24 protein-coding genes are annotated in these 23,259 nt (G+C 39.6%); 16 read left to right on the top strand and 8 right to left on the bottom strand.

Features of this window, described 5'->3' with window-relative positions; genetic code table 11:
- Positions 1 to 79 precede the first annotated feature (79 nt).
- From ICG50_RS02390 to ICG50_RS02350, 9 genes are all read left to right on the top strand, one after another.
- Positions 80 to 562: a c-type cytochrome gene (locus ICG50_RS02390; protein WP_187659309.1), complete on the top strand. Its 483-nt coding sequence runs from the start codon at positions 80 to 82 to the stop codon at positions 560 to 562.
- 63 nt (positions 563 to 625) lie between these two features.
- A complete protein-coding gene (nosZ, locus tag ICG50_RS02385; RefSeq protein WP_187659308.1) occupies positions 626 to 2,605 on the top strand; it encodes a Sec-dependent nitrous-oxide reductase in 1,980 nt (659 codons plus the stop codon).
- Between the two features lie 51 nt (positions 2,606 to 2,656).
- The gene (locus tag ICG50_RS02380) at positions 2,657 to 3,241 is read left to right on the top strand and encodes a hypothetical protein (RefSeq protein WP_187659307.1); all 585 of its coding nucleotides are present in this window, start codon (positions 2,657 to 2,659) and stop codon (positions 3,239 to 3,241) included.
- Positions 3,242 to 3,243: 2 nt separating this feature from the next.
- Positions 3,244 to 3,675 carry a nitrous oxide reductase accessory protein NosL gene (locus tag ICG50_RS02375; protein WP_187659306.1) on the top strand — a complete coding sequence of 144 codons (432 nt, stop codon included), beginning with the start codon at positions 3,244 to 3,246 and terminating at the stop codon, positions 3,673 to 3,675.
- Positions 3,672 to 4,901, top strand: coding sequence for a nitrous oxide reductase family maturation protein NosD (locus ICG50_RS02370; protein WP_187659305.1), 1,230 nt, complete (start codon positions 3,672 to 3,674; stop codon positions 4,899 to 4,901). The genes ICG50_RS02375 and ICG50_RS02370 overlap by 4 nt, the downstream gene beginning before the upstream one ends.
- The gene (locus ICG50_RS02365) at positions 4,898 to 5,620 is read left to right on the top strand and encodes an ABC transporter ATP-binding protein (protein ID WP_187659304.1); all 723 of its coding nucleotides are present in this window, start codon (positions 4,898 to 4,900) and stop codon (positions 5,618 to 5,620) included. The genes ICG50_RS02370 and ICG50_RS02365 overlap by 4 nt, the downstream gene beginning before the upstream one ends.
- Positions 5,604 to 6,371 carry an ABC transporter permease subunit gene (locus tag ICG50_RS02360; protein WP_187659303.1) on the top strand — a complete coding sequence of 256 codons (768 nt, stop codon included), beginning with the start codon at positions 5,604 to 5,606 and terminating at the stop codon, positions 6,369 to 6,371. The genes ICG50_RS02365 and ICG50_RS02360 overlap by 17 nt, the downstream gene beginning before the upstream one ends.
- Before the next feature lies 1 nt (position 6,372).
- Positions 6,373 to 6,744 carry a group III truncated hemoglobin gene (locus ICG50_RS02355; RefSeq protein ID WP_187659302.1) on the top strand — a complete coding sequence of 124 codons (372 nt, stop codon included), beginning with the start codon at positions 6,373 to 6,375 and terminating at the stop codon, positions 6,742 to 6,744.
- On the top strand, positions 6,744 to 7,202 hold the full coding sequence (locus tag ICG50_RS02350) for a copper resistance protein CopD (protein ID WP_187659301.1): 459 nt from the start codon (positions 6,744 to 6,746) through the stop codon (positions 7,200 to 7,202). The genes ICG50_RS02355 and ICG50_RS02350 overlap by 1 nt, the downstream gene beginning before the upstream one ends.
- Here ICG50_RS02350 and nadB read toward each other — a convergent pair.
- A complete protein-coding gene (gene nadB, locus ICG50_RS02345; protein WP_187659300.1) occupies positions 7,168 to 8,715 on the bottom strand; it encodes an L-aspartate oxidase in 1,548 nt (515 codons plus the stop codon). The two genes, ICG50_RS02350 and nadB, sit on opposite strands and share 35 nt — an antisense overlap.
- A complete protein-coding gene (gene nadA / locus ICG50_RS02340; protein WP_187659299.1) occupies positions 8,712 to 9,644 on the bottom strand; it encodes a quinolinate synthase NadA in 933 nt (310 codons plus the stop codon). The genes nadB and nadA overlap by 4 nt, the downstream gene beginning before the upstream one ends.
- Before the next feature lie 138 nt (positions 9,645 to 9,782).
- On the opposite strand from nadA, the gene ric reads away from it, so the two are divergent.
- The 4 genes from ric to ICG50_RS02320 are packed head-to-tail and all read left to right on the top strand — an operon-like array spanning position 9,783 to position 13,478.
- A complete protein-coding gene (gene ric, locus ICG50_RS02335) occupies positions 9,783 to 10,511 on the top strand; it encodes an iron-sulfur cluster repair di-iron protein (RefSeq protein ID WP_187659298.1) in 729 nt (242 codons plus the stop codon).
- 35 nt (positions 10,512 to 10,546) lie between these two features.
- Positions 10,547 to 12,661, top strand: coding sequence for a ribonucleoside triphosphate reductase (locus tag ICG50_RS02330; protein WP_187659297.1), 2,115 nt, complete (start codon positions 10,547 to 10,549; stop codon positions 12,659 to 12,661).
- Positions 12,645 to 12,803, top strand: a complete 159-nt coding sequence (nrdD, locus tag ICG50_RS13160; RefSeq protein ID WP_187659296.1) for an anaerobic ribonucleoside-triphosphate reductase — start codon at positions 12,645 to 12,647, stop codon at positions 12,801 to 12,803. The genes ICG50_RS02330 and nrdD overlap by 17 nt, the downstream gene beginning before the upstream one ends.
- Complete coding sequence (locus ICG50_RS02320) at positions 12,804 to 13,478, top strand: anaerobic ribonucleoside-triphosphate reductase activating protein (RefSeq protein ID WP_187659295.1); 675 nt, start codon at positions 12,804 to 12,806, stop codon at positions 13,476 to 13,478.
- 1 nt (position 13,479) lies between these two features.
- On the opposite strand, the gene ICG50_RS02315 is transcribed toward ICG50_RS02320, so the two are convergent.
- The 6 genes from ICG50_RS02315 to ICG50_RS02290 all read right to left on the bottom strand — a co-directional run bounded on the left by ICG50_RS02315 (position 13,480) and on the right by ICG50_RS02290 (position 19,719).
- A complete protein-coding gene (locus ICG50_RS02315; RefSeq protein WP_187659294.1) occupies positions 13,480 to 15,294 on the bottom strand; it encodes a hypothetical protein in 1,815 nt (604 codons plus the stop codon).
- Positions 15,295 to 15,369: 75 nt separating this feature from the next.
- Positions 15,370 to 16,689: a cbb3-type cytochrome c oxidase subunit I gene (locus ICG50_RS02310; protein ID WP_187659293.1), complete on the bottom strand. Its 1,320-nt coding sequence runs from the start codon at positions 16,687 to 16,689 to the stop codon at positions 15,370 to 15,372.
- Positions 16,682 to 17,116 carry a c-type cytochrome gene (locus ICG50_RS02305; protein ID WP_187659292.1) on the bottom strand — a complete coding sequence of 145 codons (435 nt, stop codon included), beginning with the start codon at positions 17,114 to 17,116 and terminating at the stop codon, positions 16,682 to 16,684. Before ICG50_RS02305 ends, ICG50_RS02310 begins: the two co-directional genes overlap by 8 nt.
- Before the next feature lie 147 nt (positions 17,117 to 17,263).
- Positions 17,264 to 17,815 (bottom strand): fasciclin domain-containing protein, encoded by a 552-nt coding sequence (locus ICG50_RS02300; RefSeq protein ID WP_187659291.1) that lies wholly within the window; start codon positions 17,813 to 17,815, stop codon positions 17,264 to 17,266.
- A 66-nt stretch (positions 17,816 to 17,881) separates the two neighbouring features.
- Positions 17,882 to 19,105: a hypothetical protein gene (locus ICG50_RS02295; RefSeq protein ID WP_187659290.1), complete on the bottom strand. Its 1,224-nt coding sequence runs from the start codon at positions 19,103 to 19,105 to the stop codon at positions 17,882 to 17,884.
- Positions 19,106 to 19,128: 23 nt separating this feature from the next.
- Positions 19,129 to 19,719, bottom strand: a complete 591-nt coding sequence (locus tag ICG50_RS02290; protein WP_187659289.1) for a Crp/Fnr family transcriptional regulator — start codon at positions 19,717 to 19,719, stop codon at positions 19,129 to 19,131.
- Positions 19,720 to 19,863: 144 nt separating this feature from the next.
- Here ICG50_RS02290 and ICG50_RS02285 point away from each other — a divergent pair, with 144 nt between their 5' ends.
- From ICG50_RS02285 to ICG50_RS02275, 3 genes are all read left to right on the top strand, one after another.
- Positions 19,864 to 20,238, top strand: coding sequence for a hypothetical protein (locus ICG50_RS02285; RefSeq protein WP_341431683.1), 375 nt, complete (start codon positions 19,864 to 19,866; stop codon positions 20,236 to 20,238).
- 104 nt (positions 20,239 to 20,342) lie between these two features.
- Positions 20,343 to 21,197, top strand: a complete 855-nt coding sequence (locus tag ICG50_RS02280; protein WP_187659288.1) for a FixH family protein — start codon at positions 20,343 to 20,345, stop codon at positions 21,195 to 21,197.
- Positions 21,198 to 21,255: 58 nt separating this feature from the next.
- Positions 21,256 to 23,241 carry a TonB-copper family protein gene (locus ICG50_RS02275; protein ID WP_187659287.1) on the top strand — a complete coding sequence of 662 codons (1,986 nt, stop codon included), beginning with the start codon at positions 21,256 to 21,258 and terminating at the stop codon, positions 23,239 to 23,241.
- Positions 23,242 to 23,259 lie beyond the last annotated feature (18 nt).

Genomic DNA, 23,259 nt, shown 5'->3' with positions numbered 1-23,259 from the left:
CCCCAACTATGATTCTAATCATAAAATTAACAACTGTTTAGTGCCGAAATTTGTTTAAGAAATTTTAATACATCCAATCATGAAAAAATTATTTTTAACTGCTCTTGCTTTTTCTCTGTTAATCGCTTGTGGTAAAAAAGAAAAAGAAACCGAAGAGTATAATCCTGCAGCCGACCCAAGTGCAACAGAAACAACGGCTACTGACCCATCATCTTATGACCCAAAAAGAGGTGAAGGTAAATTTACCACAGTAGAACTAGGCGCTGCTTTAGACCAAGCCATGGCAACTAAAGGCGAAGAAGTTTCCGGAGTAAAATGTACCTCTTGTCACAAAATGACCGATGAAAAATTAGTCGGACCGGGATGGAAAGGGGTAACCGAAAGAAGAAAACCGGAGTGGATTATGAACTTCATCACTAATCCTGATCCAATGATTGACAAAGATCCTGAAGTTCAAGCGCAATTAGAGATTTGTTTGGTTCGTATGCCAAATCAAGGTCTTAGCGACGACGATGCCAGACACATCTTGGAATTCATGCGTAAAAATGACGGTGTAAAATAAACCAAAACCAGAGATTGGTTAACCCGTGAAAGTGCTGGCCAATCTTATTTAAAATCAATTATAATGAAAAATAAGTTTGTAAAAGCAATTTTTGCGATTGCTCTTGGGAGTGCTTTGTTCACTTCTTGTAAGCCAAAAAACTCCGGAGATGCCGTGAGTGGTGACGCCGCTCAAAAAGCCTATGTTGGTCCGGGAAAATATGATGAGTTTTATAACTTCGTGTCCGGTGGTTTCAGTGGACAACTGAGCGTTTATGGTCTGCCAAGCGGAAGATTGTTCAGAGTAATTCCGGTGTTCTCCGTTGACCCTGAAAAAGGTTGGGGATACAGTGAAGAAACCAAACCCATGTTAAATACCTCCAATGGTTTTGTACCTTGGGATGATTTACACCACACCGAAATGTCACAAACCAATGGTGAAGTAGATGGTCGTTGGGTTTTTGGTAATGCCAATAACACGCCGCGTATCGCTCGTATTGATTTGAAAACATTCAAAACAGCCGAGATTATCGAATTACCTAATAGTGGCGGAAATCACTCTTCTCCATTCATCACCGAAAACACCGAATATGTAGTAGCCGGAACACGTTTTAGTGTCCCGCCTGATTATGAAAACGGAGACGTAGCGATCAATACTTATAAAGAAAATTTCAAAGGTCATATCAGTTTTGTCAAAGTGGGCAAAGAAGGGGAAATGGACTTAGCGTTCCAAATCGTAACGCCGGGAGTTAACTTCGACCTTTCTCACGCCGGAAAAGGAAAATCACACGGTTGGTTCTTCTTCTCTTGCTACAACACCGAGCAAGCCAATACTTTGTTAGAAGTAAATGCTTCGCAACGTGATAAAGATTTTATCATGGCGGTAAACTGGAAAAAAGCCGAAGAATACATCAAAGCCGGAAAAGGCAAAAAACAATCGGTAAAATATGTCCACAACAAATGGAATGAAAAAACACATACCGCTACTTCTGAAATGAAAAATGAAGTATTGGTCTTAGATGCTGCCGCTTTAAAAGACATTTGTTACATGATTCCTTGTCCGAAATCACCTCACGGTTGTGACGTAGATCCAACAGGAGAATATATTGTTGGTTCAGGAAAATTAGCCGCTTTGATTCCGGTATTCAGTTTCGATAAATTGATGGGCGCCATCAAAAACAAAAAATTCGATGGCGAGTACGGTGGCATTCCGGTAGTAAAATACGAAGCTGCTTTACACGGTGAAGTTCAAAAACCGGGCTTAGGACCATTACACACCGAATTCGACGGCAAAGGAAATGCTTATACCACTTTCTTCGTGTCTTCTGAAGTAGTAAAATGGGATATCAAATCTTTGAAAGTACTGGATAGAGTACCAACTTATTATTCTGTAGGTCACTTGTGTATCCCTGGAGGTGACAGTAAAAAACCATTCGGTAAATACTTAATCGCTTACAATAAAATCACCAAAGATCGCTATTTACCAACCGGTCCTGAGTTAGCTCAATCGGCTCAAATTTATGATATCAGTGGCGATAAGATGAAGTTAATCTTAGACTTCCCAACCATCGGAGAGCCGCACTATGCTCAAGCCGCACCGGCCGAGTTGATTCGAAATAACGGTCAGTTGAAATTCTACAAAATCGCCGACAACAACCACCCATTTGTGGCCAAAGGCGAAAAAGAAGCCAAAGTAGTTCGCAAAGGCAACCGAGTAGATGTTTGGATGACTTCTATCCGTTCTCACTTTGCTCCCGATAATATTGAAGGCGTTAAAGTAGGTGACGAAGTGTATTTCCACGTAACCAACTTAGAACAAGACTGGGATGTACCACACGGATTTGCCATCAAAGGCGCCGATAATGGAGAGCTTTTAATTATGCCGGGTGAAACCGCTACCCTAAAATGGATTCCTAAAAAAGCCGGAATATGGCCAATGTATTGTACCGATTTCTGTAGCGCACTACACCAAGAAATGCAAGGCTATGTTAGAGTTTCTCCAGCCGGAAGTAATGTCCCGATTACTTATAGTCTGGGAACCAACTTACCGAAGGCAACCAAATAAAATTAACCAAAGGGAACAGATTTTATTTGTTCCCTTTTTTTCTCCAATGAAATGAAAAATATAAAAATTTCAGGCTTGTCAAAAATATTGCTTTTGATCACAGGACTATTATTTGTCGGCGCGTTATTTGTCCCAATGTGGCAAATCCAACTTGAAGCACCACAATATCCTGAAGGACTCGTACTTAGATTACACGCCAATAAAATAGGTGGCGATGTTGAAATCATCAACGGATTGAATCACTACATCGGCATGGCAACCTTGCACACCGAAAACTTTATTGAATTCAAAGTTTTACCCTATGTCTTTGGTGCTTTTGCCCTAATTTCCATCTTGTTGATTTTTGTGGCCAAAAGAAAAGCAGTCTTGGCTTTCCTAATTACTTATGTGCTTTTTATCGTCTTAGCAGCAATAGATTTTTACCGATGGAACTATGAATACGGACACAACCTCGACCCAAATGCCGCCATCAGAGTACCGGGAATGGCTTATCAACCACCACTTATTGGTTACAAACAATTGCTAAACTTTGGTGCCTATTCTATACCGGATACCGGTGGTTGGATGTTAACCGCAGCTGGTTTTTTATTATTTTTAGTGGTGCTAAAAGAATATAAGTTTAATAAAAATAAGTAAACATGAGAACTCTCGTTATGGCTTGTATCACAATGCTAACCTTAATCTCTTGTGGTTCTAATGAGCCAAAACCAATCAAAATAAATTCAGATTCCTGTGATTTCTGCAAGATGACAATTGCCAATGGTAAATTCGGAGCCGAATTAATCACCAAAAAAGGACGCTATTACAAATTTGATGACTTGGCCTGCATGGTACAATTTGCCAAATCGAATACCGTGGTGCCATACCAATCGTTCTTTGTTAATGATTACCTGAAAGACAACACGCTCATTCCGGCCGAAACCGCTCATTTTATCAAAGGCGGAAAAATAAATTCGCCCATGAGAGGCAATATGGCCGCTTTCAGTTCCGCCAAAGAACAAGCCGAATTTGCCAAAAAACTTGAAGCCCAAACCATCACTTGGTCCGAAGTTTACAACGCTTATAAATGAAAAATCTAGTTTATATATTCTTCTTTTTGAGCCTGATTTGTAATGCCAAAACCATTACGGTGGGTAAAACCTATCCGGTCAAAACCATCAAACACGCTTTGACTTTGGCAATCGATGGCGATACCATTATCGTGACCAAAGGTGTTTATAAAGAAGGAAATATTATCATCAACAAAAAAATTGCCTTTTTAGGCAAAAACTATCCAATACTCGATGGACAAAATAAATTCGAAGTCCTGTCTGTTGCCGCCGATAGTGTGCTGGTAAAAGGATTCAAAATCATCAATTCAGGTTATGCCGCTTTGGATGATCCTTGCGGAATTAAAGTCTATGACCGAAATTTTGTTCGTATTGAGAACAACATCCTCGACAACAATTTCTTTGGCATTTACCTGCAAAACTGCAAAAATAGTATCGTCAAAAACAATACAATCAGAGCCTACGGTAAGCAGGAACAACTCATCGGAAACGGCATTCACTGCTGGAAAAGTGAGCACTTGCAAATTATCGGCAACAGAATCTCCGGCCATCGCGACGGGATTTATTTTGAATTTGTAACCCAATCCGTGATTTGGAGGAATATTTCCAATAACAATATTCGCTACGGTTTGCATTTTATGTTTTCCAATGACGATTCGTATATCACCAATGTTTTCAAAGGAAACGGCGCCGGAGTTGCCGTGATGTTTACCAAAAACGTAAAGATGTTCAACAACTATTTTGAGGAAAACTGGGGCGATTCTGCTTATGGATTATTGCTTAAAGAGATAGCCGACAGTTATATCTTCAACAATCGTTTTGCTCGAAACACTTCCGGGATTTATATGGAAGGTACGTCCCGAATTAAAGTCGAGAAAAACGTCTTTGAAGCCAACGGTTGGGGCATGAAAATCCAAGCCAGTTGCATGGAAAATGAAATTGTAAACAACAATTATGTGGGCAACACTTTTGACATCAGTACCAATGGAAGTTTAGTGCTCAACACGTTCAACAGCAATTATTGGGACAAATATGAAGGCTATGATTTAAACAAAGACGGTATTGGCGATGTGCCATATCATCCGCTGAGCTTGTTCGCCGTTTTGACCGAAAATAATCCGTCGGCCATGATCTTGTTCCGAAGTTTTATGATTACGCTTTTAGACAAATCCGAAAAAGTTTTACCCAGCATAACGCCTGACAATTTTATAGACAATAAGCCCTTAATGAAGTCGCTGCCATTATGATTGACATACAAAACATTACTAAAAAGTTCGGCAAGTTAGCCGTACTCCAAGATATCAACCTTTCTTTTCAAAAAGGCCAATGCATCGCGCTCATCGGTCCGAATGGTTGCGGAAAAACTACTTTAATCAAAGCCATTTTAGGTATGGTTTTACCCGATAGCGGTTCAATAACAGTCAACGGAAAATCAATCCTTGGTGAATATTTGTACCGAAATAATATTGGCTACATGCCACAAATTGGTCGCTATCCCGACAATATGACCATCGGTCAGATTATTGAGATGATCAAAAAAGTCAGAAACTCGACTGCCGATTTAGACGAAGAATTAATCCGTGCTTTTGAATTGGATAAAATGTTCGACAAACAAATGCGCACGCTTTCCGGCGGAACTACACAAAAAGTCAGTGCCGTTTTGGCTTTTCTTTTTAATCCTGAAGTGCTGATTTTAGATGAACCTACAGCCGGTTTAGATCCATTGGCCTCCGAAATTCTGAAAGAAAAAATCATCCGCGAAAAAGAAAAAGGAAAGCTGATTCTCATCACGTCGCATTTGCTTAGCGAACTGGACGATTTGATTACCGAAATTATTTTTATGCAAGAAGGCAAAGTTCATTTCCATCAAAAAATAGAAGACTTAAAAGCTTCTACCCAAGAGGATAAAATCTCAAAAGCGATTGCCAAAATCTTAAAAAACAACCGCCATGAACCGCATTATTAAAATCATCTTACTCGACATCCTAAAGAACAAAATCGTGTTGGCTTACACCTTGATTTTGGCCGCACTTTCGTGGAGTTCTTTCGCCTTAGAAGACAATTCTGCCAAGGGTTTATTGACCATACTCAACGTGATTTTATTCACCGTGCCGTTGGTTTCCATCTTGTTTTCTACTATTTATTTGTACAACAGTTCCGAGTTTATCGAATTGTTATTGAGCCAACCCATCAAACGCCGAAAAATCTGGACTAGTTTGTTTCTTGGCTTATCACTTTCGATGGTTTTGGCTTTTGGGATTGGTGCCGGAATTCCGTTATTGGTGAATGCGCCCGACAGCGTTGGACTCATGATGATTGCTATCGGCTGTTTGATTTCGGTCATCTTTGTGGCTTTGGCCTTTTTGAGTTCGATTCTCACCCGCGACAAAGCGAAAGGCATAGGAATTGCCATTATGACTTGGTTGTTTTTCGCCTTGCTTTTTGATGGTATCGTTTTGTTTTTATTGTTCCAATTGGCCGATTATCCTATCGAAAATGCCATGGTTGGGATAACTGCATTGAGTCCGATTGACTTGGCCCGAATTCAAATTCTGATGCATTTAGATGTATCGGCTATGATGGGTTATACCGGCGCTATTTTCAAAGACTTTTTCGGAACTTCTATCGGTTTGATCGTGTCGTTCTTATTGCTTTGTTTGTGGGTCATCGTTCCGTTTTTTATTTCGCTTAAAAAATTCAACCAAAAAGATTTGTAACATGAAAACCGATATCCGAAACAGAAAAGACATCGAAAAATTGGTCAACACCTTTTACGAAAAAGTAAAAACGGACGAGGTTATTGGCTATTTGTTCACCGATGTAGCTCATGTGAATTGGGAAAATCATTTACCTAAAATGTATAGTTTTTGGGAAAACATTCTTTTCTTTACCGGAAATTATGAAGGCAATCCGATGGCAAGACACAAAGAATTGCACGAGAAAAGCCCAATGAATCCAACACATTTTGGTCATTGGAACAAACTCTTTACCGAAACGGTAGACAAACTTTTTGAAGGGCCAAAAGCCGAAGAAATCAAAAACCGCGCACTGAACATTTCAGCCGCCATGATGTATAAAACGTTGAGCTAATGCAACACCAGATTATTTTAATCTTTCATTTATTAGCCGCAGCCATTTGGGTTGGTGGTCATCTTTTTTTATCCATTCGCTATTTGCCCGAAGCGTTAAAAAAGAAAGACGCTTCGATCCTAATTAATTTTAAAGACAAATTTGAACCGGTTGGCTTACCATCTTTGTTGACTTTACTCGTAACCGGAATTTTAATGGCGTACCATTATGACGTCACTTTTACCCAATGGTTTTCGTTTTCCAATGGTATCGAAAAAATCGTATCGCTTAAATTATTATTGCTTTTCATCTCAATCGGAATGGCGATTAATGCCCAACTATTCGTCTTCCCGAAAGTCAAATCTGAAAACTTACTTCCCGTAGCAATTCAAATTGTAACGATTACCGTTATTGGCGTTGCGATGTTGGTTTTGGGTAGTTTGGTCAGAATTGGAGGTTTATCGTTTTGCCTTCTTTAAAAAAACTTCCTTTGTTTTGGGTTCGTTTCAGTGAAAAAACCACTATCGGGATACTTACTTCAATGCAGTTTTTTAGTTCCAAAAAGTCTTTGGAAACCAAATGTTCCTGTTCTATTTTTTGACATTGATTTTTCCAAAGCTGTAATTGTCTTAAAGTGTTTTTTAGGTCGGTGTCATTTCTCACTATTCCGGCATTTTGTTGCATGATGGATTGTAGTTTTTCTTTTAAAATTGATACCCATTCGATAGTTATTGGTTTCATTTTTCGCTTGAAATTATACTGTATTTTAGTTGTAACCGATTTGATTTCCGAATCCGATTCGCTTAAAAATTTAAAAATTTGATGTGCATAAACCAAAGCTTCCAACAGTGAATTCGAAGCCAATCGATTCGCACCATGCAAACCGGTTCGGGAACATTCGCCACAAGCCAATAAATTGTCTACTGAAGTTTGTCCGTGTCTATTTACTACAATCCCGCCACACAAATAATGCTGGGTCGGAATCACCGGAATCCAATCTTTGGCAACATCAATCCCTTCCAACAAACAGTTCTCATAAATAGTTGGAAAGTGCTTCTTGAATTCCACTAAATCCAATTGGGTACAATCCAAATAAACACAAGCCTCACCCGAATTTTTTAGTTCAGTTTCAATGCTTCTGGAAACAATATCGCGCGAAGCCAATTCGCCTCGAACATCGTAATCAAACATAAACCGATGACCGTTTTTGGTTTTCAATTGTCCGCCAAAACCTCGAACTGCTTCCGAAATCAAAAAGGTCGAAAGCGAATTGGGCGCATATAAAGCTGTTGGGTGAAATTGAATAAATTCCATATCACTGATTTTTGCTTTTGCTCGAATCGCCATCGCAATGCCATCGCCGGTCGCAATTTTTGGATTGGTAGTTTGTTGGTAAACCTGACCTATTCCGCCTGTCGCCAAAATCGTAAATCGAGAATGAATCGTTATCTTTTCATTGCTTTTTTCGTCCAAAACATATACGCCTTGACAAACATTGGCACACATCATTAAATCAATCGCAAAATGAAAATCGAGAATTTCAATATTCTTTCCCTGATGGGCTTTGACCAAAATAGCGCGTTCAATCTCCAATCCGGTTTGGTCTTTAAAATGCACCACACGATGATTGGAATGACCGCCTTCTTTGGCTAAATCGAGATTTCCCTTCGCGTTCAAATCGAATTGTGTTCCCCATTGGATGAGTTCGGCTAAGCGCTTTGGTCCTTCTTTGATTACCATTTCCACCACATCGCGGTCGCACAAACCATCACCACAAACTAAGGTATCGTTAATGTGTTTTTCAAAATTATCGGTTACGCCGTCCATCACCACGGCAATGCCGCCTTGAGCATATTTGGTGTTCGACTCGGCTTCGTTGGATTTGGTCACCACCAACACTTTTCGATCAGGAAATTGTTGTGCCAATTTGATGGCAACCGTTAGTCCGGCGATACCCGAACCTAAGATTAAATAATCGGTTTGGATGTTCATAATTTCGATAAATCAAGCATTCGTTTGATGGGAATAATGGCTTTGTCAGCAATTTTCTTCGGCACTTTAATTTCCGGAGCTTCATGGAGTAAACAATCGTAAACTTTGCGAAGTGTATTGAGTTTCATATAGGCGCATTCGCTGCAAGCGCAAGTATTGTCTTCTATTGACGGTGCGGGAATTAGTATTTTATCAGGTACTTCTTCCTGCATTTTGTATAAAATTCCGGCTTCGGTAGCGACAATGAATTTGGTTTTCGGACTTTGCTTCACATAGTCAATCATCCCGGAAGTGGAACCAATATAACTCGCCGTTTCTAAAATATGCGTTTCCGATTCGGGATGCGCGATAATCGCAGCGTCGGGATGTTCTTTGTGTAAAGCAATCAATTTGTCTAAGGAAAAAGCCTCGTGAACCACACAACTGCCGTCCCAAAGGAGCATTTTTCTTCCTGTTTTTTGATTGATATAATTCCCTAAATTTTTATCCGGTGCAAAGATTATCGGAATGTTTTCGGGAACAGAATTCACAATTTTTTCAGCATTGGAAGACGTGCAAACCAAATGACTCAACGCTTTAATTTCGGCCGAACAATTCACATAAGTAATCACAATATGATTAGGATGCGCGTCGATGAATTTTTTAAATATATCCGGCGGACACGACTCGGCCAAAGAACAACCGGCTGCTAAATCGGGCAGCAAAACCTTTTTCTTCGGATTGAGTAGCTTGGCGGTTTCTGCCATAAAATGTACGCCGGCAAACACGATAATAGCAGCATTTGCTTTTTCGGCTTCTTGTGATAATCCCAAACTGTCGCCAACATAATCGGCAATTTCCTGTATTTCGGGTTGCTGGTAATAATGGGCCAAAATCACCGCATTTTTCTCCTTTTTCAATTGGAGAATCTTCTCTTTTAAACTTTCCATAAACCTTATTTAATTGACCACAAAATAACCACCGAAAAAGACGCTTTTCTATGACTTAAATCATATATCTCTATCCGCATAAGGGCTTAATTTTGAGAAACATTAATGCTTAAAATTTAATTTAAAAACATAACTATTATGAATACTTTAGAACAAATAACCGTAGGCGAATTTGTAGCCGGCGATTTTAGAACCGCCGCCGTTTTTTCCAAATACGGTATCGATTTTTGCTGTAAAGGCAACCGAACTTTAGAAGAAGTTTGCGAAAAAAAAGGACTTGATTCCAATGTAATCCAAGACGAATTAAACGCTGTCTTAGAATCAAAATCGGATAACAGTATTGATTTCAAATCCTGGCCAACCGACTTACTTATCGACTACATCGAAAAAACGCACCACCGTTATGTAGAAGAAAAATCGATTGCCTTATTATTCTATCTCGATAAACTTTGCAAAGTACACGGAGAAAGACATCCCGAGTTGTTTGAAATTGCGCTTCACTTTAAAATTTGTGCCGGCGAATTGGCCCAACACATGAAAAAAGAAGAGCTGATTCTGTTTCCGTTTGTCAAAAAAATGTACTACGCCTTAAGAGACAACACAACTATTGAGCAACCCCATTTTGGAACCGTAGACAATCCGATTGCGATGATGCAGGAAGAACACGAAAATGAAGGCGAACGTTTCCAAAAAATAGCCCAACTGACCAATGACTACAATCCACCGGCAGATGCTTGTGAAACGTACAGAGTCACATTTGCTATGCTAAAAGAATTCGAGCAAGATTTACACAAACACATACACCTCGAAAACAACATAGTGTTTCCAAAAGCCAAAGCCATGGAAGCCAAATTCAACGTTTTATAATCAATGCTAACCTAACCCGAAAAACCACGCTCATCATGGAAAAATATGTCATCAAAAGAAACGGAGATTACAAACCTTTTGAACCTTTTAAGATAAAGGATGCGATTGTCAAGAGTTTTAATAGTGTTTCCCTTCCGTTTGATGAGCGTGTTTTTGAAAAAGTCATCGCCGCAATTGATTCCAAAGAAACTTGGGCTGTCGAAGAAATTCAGGACATTATTGAGCAAACGCTTTTTGAAAACCAATATTTCACGGTGATGCGTTCGTTTATGTTGTACCGCCACACACGAAAGCTACAACGCGAACACATTCAAGGATTAAATGATGACACGACTTATGTTGACAGCACCCAAACCATAGAAGAATACATCTCCCAAACCGATTGGCGCATTAATGCCAATGCCAATACTTCCTATTCCAATGCGGGTTTGGTAAACAATGTGGCCGGAAAAATCATTGCCAATTATTGGTTAGATAAAGTCTATTCCAAAGAAGAAGGTTATGCGCACCGCAACGGGGATTTACACATACACGATTTAGATTGCTTAACCGGATATTGTGCGGGTTGGAGTTTGAGGGTTTTGCTCAATGACGGTTTCAACGGCGTTCGTGGTCGTGTAGAAAGCAAAGCACCATCGCACTTCCGAGAAGCTTTGGGACAAATGGCCAACTTTCTCGGGATTTTGCAAAGTGAATGGGCCGGCGCGCAAGCGTTTAGCTCGTTTGACACGTATTTAGCGCCTTATGTTTTCAAAGACGATTTGTCTTTTGACGATGTACTGAAAGCGGTTCGCAGTTTTGTTTACAACCTCAATGTTCCCGCACGTTGGGGACAATCACCTTTTACCAATATCACTTTGGATTGGGTGGTTCCGGCCGATTTAAAAGAACAGATTCCGACCAAAAATGACCACCATTTATTTGAAAAAATAACCGATGAAAACGTTTTGGCTCGTGCCAAAGAACGAGGTGTGGATTCCTTAATCGAAATGCGTTACGAACATTTCCAACCCGAAATGAACCTCATCAACAAAGCCTATTATACCGTGATGACCGAAGGCGATGCCAATGGCCAACCGTTTACCTTCCCGATTCCGACGGTAAATATTACTGAGGATTTTAACTGGAATGGCGAAAACACCGGACTGCTGTTTGAAAACACGGCTAAAATTGGCTCGTCTTATTTTCAAAATTTTATCGGAAGCCAATATCTTTTGGATGAAAACGGCAACAAAATTGAAAACCCAAATGCCTACAAACCCAATGCCGTGCGCAGTATGTGTTGTCGTTTGCAACTCGATTTAAGAGAATTGTTAAAGCGTGGCAACGGCTTATTTGGCAGTGCCGAAATGACCGGAAGCATTGGCGTGGTAACCATCAACATGGCGCGTTTGGGGTATTTGTATGAAGGCAAAAAAGAAGAGTTGTTCAATCAATTAGACCGACTAATGGCCTTAGCACAATCGACTTTAGAGAAAAAACGCCAATTCATCCAAGAGATGTATGACCGCGGTTTGTATCCTTACACCAAAAGATATTTGCCTCATTTCAGAAATCACTTTTCGACCATCGGGGTTAATGGCATGAATGAAATGATTCGCAATTTTACCGATGATAAAGAAGACATCACGTCTACTTTCGGGCATGAATTTTCCATGGAAATTTTAAACCACATCCGCAACCGCATGAAAGAATTTCAGGAAGCCACGGGAAATCTCTACAACCTCGAAGCGACTCCGGCCGAAGGAACAACTTATCGTTTTGCCAAAGAAGACAAAAAGCGCTACCCGAACATCTTGCAAGCCGGCATGGAAGAAAATATTTATTACACCAACAGCTCGCAAATCCCCGTTGATTTTACCCAAGATCCATTCGAAGCTTTATTAATGCAAGACGAATTGCAATGCCAATACACCGGCGGAACCGTGCTACATTTGTACATGAACGAAAGAATCAGTACTTCGGAAGCTTGTAAAAACTTTGTCAAAACAGTCTTGTCTAAATTCAAATTGCCATACATCACTGTCACGCCGGTATTTAGTGTTTGTCCGGTTCACGGTTATTTAAACGGCGAACACGAATACTGTCCGAAATGTGATGAAAACCTACTGGAAAACCAAAATAATACTATATATGAAAACAAAAATTAACGAGATTTCAGAACAAAATCAGCATTTAAGAACCAAATGCTTGGTCTACACCAGAGTGATGGGTTATCACCGTCCGGTAGAGAGTTTTAACATTGGTAAAAAAGGCGAACACAAGCAACGTCTTCATTTCAAAGAATGCTAAATGACTAAGCCTATTTACAATATTACACCGTTCACTTTATTGGATTATCCCAATAAATCAGCTTGTATCTTTTGGTACGCCGGTTGCAATATGCGGTGTTTGTATTGTTACAATCCGGAAATTGTTTTGGGAAAAGGAAAACTGCCTTTTACTGAAGCAATTTCCTTTTTGACTACCCGAATAGGTTTGCTCGACGCGGTCGTTTTTAGCGGTGGCGAATGTCTGATTCACAAAAACATCAAGGAGCAAATTAAAGCGGTAAAAGCTATGGGGTTTTTGGTCAAAATTGACACCAATGGCACCAATCCCGAATTGCTGCAGCAATTAATTGAAGAAAACCTAATCGACTATGTGGCGCTCGACTTTAAAGCGAGTTACCAATCGTTCAAATTTATTACCCAATCCGATTTGTTTGACCTCTTTGAAAAATCACTGCAAATCCTTTTGAACAGCAATATTCAATATGAAGTCCGCACTACATACCATTCCAAGCTCATTGCTGCCGAAGAATTGAACGACATGATTGACTACCTCAAATACAATCAATATACCGGAACATACTACATTCAGTATTTCCGGAATGATGTGGATACCTTGGGAAAATTACCCAATTCCTATAATCATTTGGAAGAGCAACTTCATTTGTATTCCGATATGAAAATCGTTCTCCGGTAAGTTATACTTTCTCCAAAACAGGGAGGTCAATCTCATTTACCACTGCCTTGTAAAACTGTAATTGTTTTTGAATAGTATGCTTTTCATTGGCAAAGAAATCGGTGGTCGCAAACAAATCAATGTAATAGTCAATGCCCACCAACATATTGCTTTTAAAGGCATCCCATTTTTTGAGTTGTGCCGCAGTGAATTCTACCGTATGGTTGTCCAATTCATTTTTCAAATAATCGACATACATTGTCAACTCTTTGACAAACATATTCGGGCGATGGGTTTTAGCCAACACATTAGCATTGCCGTAAATATGTTTGACCATATCTGTCAAAGAAACCACTCGGTCAAAATACGCCAAATTCGGTCCGGGACAAATCACCACACCTTGTTGTTGCCCTTTGACTTCGAGACTGTTTTCCATGTAAGAAGCATTTGCCAAACCTACACACAGGCACGATTTTTCAAATATTTTGGCTTGCTTTTTCTGAAGTTCGTTGTCGGATAAAAGGTCTTTTTGGGTTTCTAATTCGGCCAATTTAATATCCTGGTATTTTTTAGAAGCGGTACACATGCCTTGTGGGTCGTATTCTTTGCTTAGCGCCAATAGTTTTTTCGGACATGAACTTCCGGCTTTGTTTTCATCTATCCTTTTTTGCTTCCAAAGATCATTGCTCATGCCTTTTACAGAATTAAACGGAACGCCAAGCGGTGAAATATCACTCAAGTAAAAATCTTCTTCTTGGGCTTTCGCCAAAAGTGTTCTGGTTTCTTCATCCACCGAAGTGGCTTCGGGAACTAACAGAAATGGCGAACCCCAACCCACCGTATCAATTTGAAAATGATGCAATAAAAACTCGTGTTCTTCGGCAGTACCAACACCGCCTTGAGCCGTGATTTTTAAGTCGAATGGCTGTGCCGGAACAGGAAGATTTTTAGCTTCCAAAGCCTTCACCATCAACTCGTGTGCAGATTGGATTAATTGGTCTTTCTTAGTTTTAAACTCTTCCAAAATCGGTCCCATCAAAAAACCATCGGTAGCAAACGCATGTCCGCCACAATTCAACCCCGATTCAATGCGGTATTCTGAAACCCAAAGCCCTTTTTTGGCCAAGAAATTCCCTTGAATCATAGCCGAACGGAAATCGCTTACTTTAAGAATAATTTTCTTTTGCAACACACCATTCGCATCCGGATAAAACACCGGAAACTTTTCAAAATAGCTGTACAACCTCGGATTCATGCCTGCCGAAAGTACTACCGAAGAGGTCAAATCACTCTCGGCAAAACCGCGCAATGAAGCATGAGCATCGTTAAACTCAACCGGCAGTGGTTCGTTTTTATCAAAATTGTCTTTATCAACTTTAGTCATAATATTGACATCTATCTCACCGGGCGAAAAGTGTTCAGCCAAGTAATTCTTCACCGATTCTTTGATTAATAAACCTTCATCTATGAACTTTTGCAAACCATTTTTAAGTTCGGATTTATTAGGTAACATGGCGATATAGTTTTCCAAAGCGGTTTTGTTTTCAGCCAATTCGTTTTTGAAACTTTCAAACTTGTCTTTGACAATGGTATCCACCAAATTCAAATAATGCTTGATTCTTTCCGCACGGTAATCATAACATTTTTGCGTAATCTCTTGGTAAGGCAAACTGAATTTTTTACTGTAAAAAGCCCTCATCTTTTCTATCAGTTCGTCATCGGTGATTGATATTACAGAAGAAATCCCAAATTGCGCCACGCGAATCGGACTGTCAATAGTATAGGCCAATCCCATTACGGGTATGTGAAAAGTATGAATGTTGTTTGTAGTAGTCATGTGGTAACGTTTTAAATAAGGGGCGAATTTTGTGAAATCATTCCATATAAAGTATGATATATGTCATCTCGTTGATTAAACGAGTTGTTTTTTGATGTTTTTAAGCAGTTCAAAGACAACTAAGTACAATCCTGCCAAAATACCCAAGCCGAAAAGCACAAAAAGCACATAAAACCAATGCATTCCATCTTGAAATTGGGCAAAAGAAAGCGCTTGGTTAAAGTGTGTCCAATAAGCCTTTTTTATGCCCATCAACAACAAACTAAGCCAGAAAAGCAAAAACGAAATATTGAAAATGCGAATGCCGATTTGAATTCTTTTTACAACAACTAAACCGTTATTCGATTCTAAAATATAAGTCACTGAAGACAACAATATCAAAGTATTGATACCAATCGTAGTTCCCATGGAATGCGCCACTGTTATGTGCGTTCCATGCGTGAATAAATTAATAGCCGGAATAGAAATCAACAGCGCTAAAACAATGTTCAAAAACACCCAGAAATCAGCTAAAAGCATGAATTGATAAGCCAAAGGGAAGGCTGTTTTTGTCTCTTTAGCCAAACTCTTTTTCCAGTCGTAAACAATTGAAAACAGTATAATCCATTCGGTCATACTGATGCCGTAAGCGAGATAGCGAATCCATGGCGCTGTCGGAATAATATAAACGTGATGCGCCCAGCCAAACATCAGGTTGGTCAATCCTAAAAAGTAAAAGAAAAACGCCTTTCCGGATTTAGCATAACGGTTATCATTCCCTATTTTGGCCATGACATAAATCGCCGTGCCGTAAACCAACATGTTCCAAGAACCCACATACGACCCACCGGCTTTCCATTGCATGGCTACATTTTGAACAAAATGCTCTTTGAAATAAGGCAACAACCACAAATGGGCTTCGGTAAAATGGTAAATCATAAATAAGATTCCCGTAGCCCACATCCAGTAATAGACCGGCCAATTTTTGAAAGACGGAACTACCGTTTTGAAATAATTAATCCCCAATAAAATCCAACCCAAAACAATCGGGAAATAGAAATAACTTGGGAATTCGAGGTATTCTTTTCCGGCAAAATTTTTAAATAAATAAGACAATGCTATTCCAAATCCGGTCAGAACAAAAATCCAAAAGTGGGTTTTAATCAGACTCTGATTCGGTGATTTGGCTTCGCTATTTTGGTCCAAATAATAGTAAAGACCCCCAATAGCGGTCAATAAAACCCAAGAAACCACAAAGAATGTATGCAACGGCCGAAGCGCGTTGAATGGTAACGTTTCTTTGATAAACTCTGGAATGAGATACTGAAAACCGGCGAGCAATCCGCACAACAAACCCAATAGTAATGAAATCAATCCGGCGGCAATAAAGTAAAAAGGATAGCGGGTATTATTCATGTGTTGAATTTTGGTTTTGAATTTTGACCCAACCATCTGCCTCAATCACGGCTTCAGTATTAGGATATTTTCCGGTTTGGTCGATTTCTTTTAAGAACTGCAACAATTCAGCTTTTTCTGTTTCATTAAAATCAAATTCCGGCATGGCATTGATCCCGCTGTTGAACATTGATTTCAAATACTTTTCATCACGCTTTCTAAAGGAATACACATTGGTCAAATCGGGACCGAGATAACCGCCCAAACCGTAAATTTGGTGACAGGAATTGCAATTGTTTTGCAGCCAAAGTTTTTCGCCTTGAACTGCTTTTCCCGACAATCGAACCGCACCATAAGCCGAGGTATCGGTATAAATAATGTAATTGTAACTTGAAAATAAAGCCAGCAACAACAGTAAAATGAGCACGTATTTTCTCGGTAGAAACATATCCGAAACGCATTGAAATTGAAGTACAAATAGAAGCAAAGAAAGTGGCTTGATTTATGATTTTAATCACAAAAAAAGGCGTGAATGACAACTTTCACGCCTTTTCCCTTTCAAAAAAGAAAAACAAGATTTGAATTAATAATTATCCTATTTTGGAAGTAAGACGTCTCCAATCACGTGGATAATCCCGTTGGAAGTTTCTATCGAAGCCACAATTTCAGAACCGTTGACAAAAGTCTTTTCGCCTTGTTTGGTAATTTTCACTTTACCACCATACACCATGTCAAACTCTTGTCCGTCTTGCATGTATTCAACCTTCAAAGTACCCACATAAGTGTGGTAACCTAAAATGTTTTGCAAGTCGGCTTTTTTCTCCGGTTTTAGCAAATCATCAACCGTTCCGGCCGGTAATTTATCAAAAGCCGCATTGGTAGGAGCAAAAACGGTAAACGGTCCGGCATTACTTAAAGAAGTTACCAACTCAGCCGCTTTAACAGCCGCTACTAATGTAGTGTGGTCTTTACTTCCCGAGGCAACCTGAACGATATTTGGGTTAGAGGTTTCATCTTGTACGCCTTCTTGACCCACACTTTGGGCCGGTGTGCTTTCGGTTGTTTCAGTTGGGGTTTCGCTGCTTTGTTTGCAACCCACAGTGGCAAAAAAACAAGCTAAGAGCAAAATTTTAATGGAATTTTTCATAATAATAAATACTTGGTTTATACACACAAAGTACCTAACTATGAAACAGTTATTTTATGATTGAACTCATAAAACTGCAGGGATTTTAACTTTTTTTATCGAATAAAAAGCAGTGATGCCTATACCCGAAACCATTAACGCCGCTATACCAAAAAGCAGCTCGTTTACAAATGGAATAACCGTATAACTAAAGGAAGCAATCCCTTGAACGGCCAAAACCAACTCGTTTAAAAAAACACCCACTGAGAAAAGCGTAATCCCGAATTTGATGGAGCTACGGATAAAAAAGAAATGATTGACATAGATGTAAAACAACAAAAACAAACTGATAACCGCCAATAAAACCAAATGCAAATAAGCAATCACTATAGGTCGGAAACCAAAAGCCAACTGACTAAGCGTCGGAACAGTCGAGCCTAATTGCAACAACAACTTCACACCAAAAGCCAAGGCTACAAAAAGAATAAGGTAACGCAAAAAGAACGGGTAGTTTTCAAAAACGTCTTTTCTGGTTTTGAGGACCTTAAACAAAAACGGAAACCAAGCAAATACTTGAAGAAAAGCCGCAGCGACAGTTGGAATATAAATCCATATCGGCAAATCTAACCACAACGTTGATAAGAAATAAGCCGGAATACAGGCGATAAAGAACAACCAAAATACTTTTCGGTATAAAGGCGAATCCGTGGCTTTCAAGTCGAGGAAATACACCAACAATCCCATACAAGCGAAGAAAAACCAACCGTTATATTGAAAATGCAAATAGTAATATATTGAGGCTAAGTATTCGTTTTGATGAATGTTTTTGGTCACCATCATATACGCCAAAGCAAAAGTGCCCAACGATGAAATGACATTGAAAAAAATCGCACCTTTAAACCAATTGACCGAAAGCGAACTTTGGTCCACCGATTTCAAATCTTTCCAATATTGGTACCCAAAAACATAAGCCACAATGATGGAAGAAGTAGAAAACACAATCGAAAAAGCCGCATAACCCTGAACAATAAAGAAAACCAACATGCCATAAGCACAAATCAAATTGGCTATTAGAATCTTATTATACTTTGTCCACCTTATCCCTTTTCCCTCTTCCCTTTTCCCTTTCTTCTCCAAAAACCCAACCATCAACACCATCAAAGTATGGCTAATCCAACCGGCAAAAGCAAAATGAGAATGGGAATGCTGCAAATTCTTTTGGTTAAAGAAAGGAAATTCAAACCCAATTTTATACCGCATCAAAAGCCCCAAAAGCGCTACAATCAGCAAATTGATTAGAGAAAATTTCAACCAAAACTTGGGGTTAAAGTGCATTAGTAGTATATTTTGTGATTGATAATATCAACCTTATTGGTTTTTGACATTTTAGACAATGTCCTGATTACGGTTTCCACTCTTAATCCGGTAAAATTGGCAATCTCTTGTCGGGTAAAAGGAACTTGTTCTTTACCACAACCGCTCTTTCCTTTTTTATGCGCATTCAAAAAGGCCAATATCCTAAATTCAGGTTTCTGATTGATAATATCTTTTGAGGTCATCGCCTTGGAGTGAATACGGCGACACATCAGGTTTAAAAACTGTTTCTGTATGGCGGGGTATTCTTCCAAGATTTTCAAAAACTTGTCTCTCGTCAATTTGACAATCACACTGTCCTGAAAAGCCACCGCGGTTGAAGGATAACATTCATTAATAAATAATGGCGGTTCGCCAAAACTTTGCCCCTCCGAAAAATACCCTTGGGTAAACTCTTTCCCTTCATCGTTGCAGTTAAACATTCTGATACTTCCTTCTATAATTTGGAAATAAAAGTGGGCTGTTTCATCTTCACAAAAAATCATTTCGCCTTTTTTATATTCCTTAGCTATGGCACCCCAAGTAAAGAGTAAGTCTAAGTCTATTTGCATAATTGATTCGTGTGTTTATAAGCAGCTAACTGTTTTTATCGACAGTAGTATTGGCTTTAGGTTACAAAATTACTTTTTATAAAAATAGTGAAAATATGACCATAGTCATATAAAAAGGTGTTTTTTCCACATTAAATTTGTACTGTGAAAAAGTTAGTAATCATAGTAGCACTTGTCATGTTTCTCAAACCGATACTTCCGGTGGCAGATTATATTATCAATTATGATTACATCACAAAAGTGCTTTGTGAAAACAAAGCCAAACCTGAACTAAAATGCAACGGAAAGTGTCAGTTGATGAAAGAACTCGCCAAAGCTGCCGAACAGGAAAAACCCATTTCTCCCAACAAAAAAATACAACTCCAAGAAACTGAAGTCTTGTTCTTTCAGGAAATAAAACCAATGCTTCCCGAACAATCTTATTTTCAGCCTAAAAATGTTATTGGCAACCACTACGCCAATCTTTACTTTCACTTAAACAGTGGTGCCGTTTTCCATCCGCCTACCTTTTCTTCTTAAACACTAAACTTTAATCAATCTCATCCAGGTTGACCGGACGATGCATGTCCAAAATCTATTGGAAACTGTTCCAATAAAATCCTTATGATCTAAAATGTACAAAAATGAAAACCTTATTAAATTATACGCTTGCCTTATTTTTATTGGCCTCAACCACAATCTTTACCGCTTGCTCTTCTGATGATGACAGCACACCAACCGATGAATTAGCCGGCATCACTAAGTTCAAAGAAATCACCAATGACTCACACACTATCGAATTATATTCTCATGCCGGAAGTTTGGAACAAGGCTTCAACGAAATCTCCATCCGAATCAAAGACAACGCCACCGGTGATTATGTAAAAAATGCCGAAGTCAGCTGGATGCCCATCATGCACATGGCAATGATGAACCATTCTTGTCCAAAATCGGAAGTAGAAAAAGTAACCGCCAACGGCACTTTGTATGAAGGTTACATCGTATTCCAAATGGCTCAAAATGCAACAGAGTACTGGGATTTAAAAATCGATTATACCATCAACGGAACAACGTATTCTGCAACTTCCGTACTTGATGTTCCGGCTTCAGCCAAAAGAAGAGTGAATACTTTTACCGGTACCGATGGTGCCAAATACATCGTAGCTTATGCCGAACCGCATCATCCAAAAGTAGCCATTAACGATGTGACCTTTGGCGTTTGGAAAATGCAAGACATGATGAACTTTCCGGTGGTTGACGGTTACACCTTAAAAATCGACCCGAGAATGCCAAGCATGGGCAACCACAGTTCACCGAATAATGTTGATGCTACGCAAAAAGCAAACGGCGGCTTATACGAAGGAAAACTATCCCTAACCATGACCGGTTATTGGAAAATCAACCTACAATTGTTGAATGCCGAAGCCACTGTTTTAAAAGGCGAAGCCATCACCGACACCGTGTTGGAAAGCAGCATTTTCTTCGAACTCGAATTCTAAATCCACTTCAAAAAGGTCTTGCTTTAAGACTGGTGAGACCTTTTTAAATCTGACTGTGATGAAAAATACAATCCTGTTGCTGTTGTTCAGTAGCTTCTTTTCGTATGCCCAAGAAGTAAAAGATTCTTTGGTGCCCAAAGATTTAAAAGAAGTCATTGTCATTGGCAAAAAAACACAAATCCACGAAAAACTAACCAAATCTCTAGCTTCCATCGATGAGTTTTTAGACAAAGGAAGCAAAGTCGATTTGGTCAAACGTGGCGCTTACGCATGGGAACCCATTATCAACAGCATGGCTACCGAAAGGACCTTAATTACCATCGACGGTATGCGCATTTTTGGCGCTTGTACCGATAAAATGGACCCAATTACTTCTTATGTTGAAGTGTCTAATCTTTCGGAAGCAACCGTCAATTCAGGGCAACAAGGCAGTTGTTTTGGCTCCACTATTGGTGGCGCTATCGATTTAAAACGCACCCAAAGTAAATTCGGCAAACCCCATTGGAACTTCGCCCTAAACACCGGTTTTGAGTCTAACAACCGTCAAAAAATAATCGGTTCATCGGTCAATTATGCCGACAGCACTTACTATTTTGACGCCGATGTGATGTTTCGCGAAGCCGATAACTACGTTGCCGGAAACGAGAAAGAAATCCTGTACTCCCAATTCCGAAAACTGAATCTCTCTGTCACTTCGGGTTTTAAATTTAGCCCAAATAAACTGCTCGAAGCTTCGGTCATTTACGACAAAGCTACCGATGTAGGCTATCCGGCTTTGCCTATGGATGTTTCTTTGGCGGAAGCCTTAATCACTTCGGTCAAATATGTAGTGCTCCCAAAATCGCCTTGGCTAAAAAACTGGGAAACCAAAATCTACTTCAACACCATCACCCATAGGATGGATGACACGACTCGTCCATCGGTTCCTATTCACATGGACATGCCGGGTTGGAGCAAAACTTTCGGACTGTATTCTAAAATCAGCGGCGTGAAAAACAACCACCACTTTTTGGCGAATCTGAATTCGTTTTACAACCAATCCGTAGCCGAAATGACCATGTATCCAACCAATCCGGATGAAAACAGCATGTTCATGTACACTTGGCCCGATGTCCGCACTTTTTATACCGGTTTGTTTGCTGAAGATAATTGGGTTTTTAACTGCCATTCGGGTTTGAAAATGTCGGTTTCAGTCGGAAGTCATTCCAATGAGGTCGCGAGTGATTTCGGTTTACAAAGTCTGCAGATTTTTTACCCCGAAATGCAAGCCCAAAAATCGCGTTTCTTAAAAAGCATCGCCGCCAATTACAACTACAACAAAAACGGCTGGGTTTACGGCTTTGGCGCAGGTTATGGCGAAAGAGCACCGTCGGTTTCCGAAGGTTATGGTTTTTATTTGTTCAACAGCTCCGACCGATTTGACTATGTAGGCAACCCAAATTTGAAAAACGAAAAGTCTCTGGAAAGCAATCTATTCTTTGGTTACCAAAAAGAAAAAATCAATGCCAAAATCACAACCTCCTATTTCCACATAAACAATTATATCATTGGTACACCCGAGGAGACTTTGGTGCCGATGACCATTGGGGCCAATGGCGTAAAGTTGTACACGGCTTTGAATTATGCAACGATTTTTAATGTCGATTTCAATTCGGAATGGATAGTAAACCAACATTGGAAATGGAATATAAACTTGCTCTACAGTTTGGGAAAAGACAGCAACCACGATGATTTACCACTCATTAACCCGTTGAACTACCGAACCGCTTTTACTTTTACCCAAGCGCGTTTCAATGCTACTTTGGAAGGCGTAGGCAATGCAGCGCAAACCAAAATCGGTTCCACTTATGGCGAAACCAAAACAGCTGATTTTGCAGTACTCAATGCCCATTTTGGGTATAAGTTTGTGTTTTCCGGTAGCCGTTTGTATACTAAAATCGGTGTCGAAAATTTACTCGATGCGTATTACACCACTTATTCCGATTGGAACAAAATCCCACGCATGGGCAGAAACATTTTCCTCAACCTCAACTATAGCTTTTAACACCATAACCTAATATTT

Source organism: Flavobacterium buctense (assembly GCF_014486695.1).
Taxonomy (GTDB): Bacteria; Bacteroidota; Bacteroidia; order Flavobacteriales; family Flavobacteriaceae; genus Flavobacterium; species Flavobacterium buctense.
The sequence above is the reverse complement of the archived record's forward strand: the minus strand, read 5'-3'. Positions and strand labels throughout refer to the sequence as shown.

Coding starts and splice junctions, on each gene's coding strand:
- ICG50_RS02390 (WP_187659309.1), top strand. CDS start 80: ATGAAAAAATTATTTTTAACTGCTCTTGCTTTTTCTCTGTTAATCGCT.
- nosZ (WP_187659308.1), top strand. CDS start 626: ATGAAAAATAAGTTTGTAAAAGCAATTTTTGCGATTGCTCTTGGGAGT.
- ICG50_RS02380 (WP_187659307.1), top strand. CDS start 2,657: ATGAAAAATATAAAAATTTCAGGCTTGTCAAAAATATTGCTTTTGATC.
- ICG50_RS02375 (WP_187659306.1), top strand. CDS start 3,244: ATGAGAACTCTCGTTATGGCTTGTATCACAATGCTAACCTTAATCTCT.
- ICG50_RS02370 (WP_187659305.1), top strand. CDS start 3,672: ATGAAAAATCTAGTTTATATATTCTTCTTTTTGAGCCTGATTTGTAAT.
- ICG50_RS02365 (WP_187659304.1), top strand. CDS start 4,898: ATGATTGACATACAAAACATTACTAAAAAGTTCGGCAAGTTAGCCGTA.
- ICG50_RS02360 (WP_187659303.1), top strand. CDS start 5,604: ATGAACCGCATTATTAAAATCATCTTACTCGACATCCTAAAGAACAAA.
- ICG50_RS02355 (WP_187659302.1), top strand. CDS start 6,373: ATGAAAACCGATATCCGAAACAGAAAAGACATCGAAAAATTGGTCAAC.
- ICG50_RS02350 (WP_187659301.1), top strand. CDS start 6,744: ATGCAACACCAGATTATTTTAATCTTTCATTTATTAGCCGCAGCCATT.
- nadB (WP_187659300.1), bottom strand. CDS start 8,715: ATGAACATCCAAACCGATTATTTAATCTTAGGTTCGGGTATCGCCGGA.
- nadA (WP_187659299.1), bottom strand. CDS start 9,644: ATGGAAAGTTTAAAAGAGAAGATTCTCCAATTGAAAAAGGAGAAAAAT.
- ric (WP_187659298.1), top strand. CDS start 9,783: ATGAATACTTTAGAACAAATAACCGTAGGCGAATTTGTAGCCGGCGAT.
- ICG50_RS02330 (WP_187659297.1), top strand. CDS start 10,547: ATGGAAAAATATGTCATCAAAAGAAACGGAGATTACAAACCTTTTGAA.
- nrdD (WP_187659296.1), top strand. CDS start 12,645: ATGAAAACAAAAATTAACGAGATTTCAGAACAAAATCAGCATTTAAGA.
- ICG50_RS02320 (WP_187659295.1), top strand. CDS start 12,804: ATGACTAAGCCTATTTACAATATTACACCGTTCACTTTATTGGATTAT.
- ICG50_RS02315 (WP_187659294.1), bottom strand. CDS start 15,294: ATGACTACTACAAACAACATTCATACTTTTCACATACCCGTAATGGGA.
- ICG50_RS02310 (WP_187659293.1), bottom strand. CDS start 16,689: ATGAATAATACCCGCTATCCTTTTTACTTTATTGCCGCCGGATTGATT.
- ICG50_RS02305 (WP_187659292.1), bottom strand. CDS start 17,116: ATGTTTCTACCGAGAAAATACGTGCTCATTTTACTGTTGTTGCTGGCT.
- ICG50_RS02300 (WP_187659291.1), bottom strand. CDS start 17,815: ATGAAAAATTCCATTAAAATTTTGCTCTTAGCTTGTTTTTTTGCCACT.
- ICG50_RS02290 (WP_187659289.1), bottom strand. CDS start 19,719: ATGCAAATAGACTTAGACTTACTCTTTACTTGGGGTGCCATAGCTAAG.
- ICG50_RS02280 (WP_187659288.1), top strand. CDS start 20,343: ATGAAAACCTTATTAAATTATACGCTTGCCTTATTTTTATTGGCCTCA.
- ICG50_RS02275 (WP_187659287.1), top strand. CDS start 21,256: ATGAAAAATACAATCCTGTTGCTGTTGTTCAGTAGCTTCTTTTCGTAT.